This window comes from Sandarakinorhabdus sp. (genome assembly GCF_031430775.1).
Lineage (GTDB): Bacteria > Pseudomonadota > Alphaproteobacteria > Sphingomonadales > Sphingomonadaceae > Sandarakinorhabdus.
Genome location: NZ_JANPCD010000026.1, coordinates 1 through 1,517 on the forward strand (window position 1 = coordinate 1; position 1,517 = coordinate 1,517).

A 1,517-nucleotide genomic window follows, 5' to 3' on the forward strand; every position below is an offset into this window, starting at 1 on the left:
TTTTCATCCATGGCAGCAGTCTATCGCGGCTTCCACCGGTTGAAACCCCGCTTGCCGCACTTTGCGCAGGCAGGCACACAGGGCCATGGCCATTTCCCTTGACGCTTCCATCGAACGCTTTGCCGTGCGCGGCGCCTTCACCATCGCGCGCGGCGCCAAGACCCATGTCGATGTGGTGTTGGCGCAAGTCAGCGATGGCCGGCACATCGGCCGCGGCGAAGGCACCGCCATCTATTATCACGGTGACACCGCCGAACTGGCGCTGGCCGCGATTCTGGCGCAGCGCGGCGCGATTGCAGCCGGCGCCGCCCGGCCCGACCTGCTTGGCCTGATGCCGGCGGGTGCCGCCCGCAACGCGCTGGATGCGGCGCTATGGGATCTGGAAGCCAAGCAGGCCGGCCGGCGCGTCTGGCAGATGCTCGGGCTTCCAAGGCCGCAGCCGATGCTGACCGCCTTTACCATCAGCCTGGGCGATGCCTCGGCCATGGCGACTGCGGCTCATGGTGCGCGGGGCCGCGAGCTCCTCAAGGTCAAGCTGGGCGGCAGCGACGGCACCGATGGCGACATCGAGCGCATGAAGGCCGTTCGCATGGCCGCGCCCGATGCCCGGCTGATCGTCGATGCCAATGAAGCCTGGGGTGCCGCCGACATTGCCCGCACCGCCGCCGCACTGGCGCTGCTTGGCGTCGAACTGATCGAACAGCCGGTGCCGGCCGGGCAGGACGCAGTGCTGGACGGCGTGCGCAGCGCCGTGCCTTTGGCGGCGGACGAAAGCTGCCAGACCCGCGCCTCGCTTGACGAAATTGTCGGCCGCTACAGCCATATCAACATCAAGCTCGACAAGGCCGGTGGTCTGACCGAGGCACTGGCGCTGGTCCATGCCGCCCGGATGCGCGGCCTGGGCGTCATGACGGGCTGCATGTTGTGCACCTCGCTCGGCATCGCGCCGGCCTTTCATGTGGCGATGCAGGGACAATATGCCGATCTGGACGGGCCGCTGTTGATCGAGGACCGGGCGGACGGGCTGCGCTTCGAACATTCCGATGTCTGGCCGCCGGAGGCGCAGCTCTGGGGGTGAACCCCTTACCCTTGATCTGTTGCGTACTGCGTCACGCTCTCGAACATCACCTTCAGCGCATGGCGCTCGGCGTCCGTCAGCTCGGGCCGCCAGACTTCGAACAGCAAGATCGCACGCGGGGCATCGCTGTCGTTCCACGCTTCATGTTCGATGCTGTCGTCGAACAGCAGCACCTCGCCGGCGCGAACGGCGCGTGTTTCTCCGCCGACGCGCAGCCGGCAATTGTCGGGCACGATCAGCGGCAGATGGCAGATCAGCCGCGTGTTGAGCATGCCATTGTGCGGCGGAATATGGGTGCGGGGCTGCAGGATGGAAAACAGCGCCATCGGTGATCGCCCGGCAATATGGGGCATGGGCGCCGCCGCCAGCGCCGCCATGGTCGCGGGGCATCGCTGTCGTTCCACGCTTCATGTTCGATGCTGTCGTCGAACAGCAGCAC

1 protein-coding gene and 1 pseudogene are annotated in these 1,517 nt (G+C 66.8%); one reads left to right on the plus strand and one right to left on the minus strand.

Annotated features, from left to right (window positions below; translation table 11 throughout):
* The first annotated feature begins 85 nt into the window (after positions 1-85).
* Entirely contained in the window at positions 86-1,078 is a 993-nt protein-coding gene (gene dgcA, locus RMQ73_RS01500; RefSeq protein WP_310496204.1) for an N-acetyl-D-Glu racemase DgcA, read from the plus strand.
* 5 nt (positions 1,079-1,083) lie between these two features.
* Here the strand turns inward: dgcA and RMQ73_RS01505 are convergent.
* Positions 1,084-1,470: pseudogene (locus RMQ73_RS01505) on the minus strand (aspartyl/asparaginyl beta-hydroxylase domain-containing protein); the annotation flags it as partial.
* Positions 1,471-1,517 lie beyond the last annotated feature (47 nt).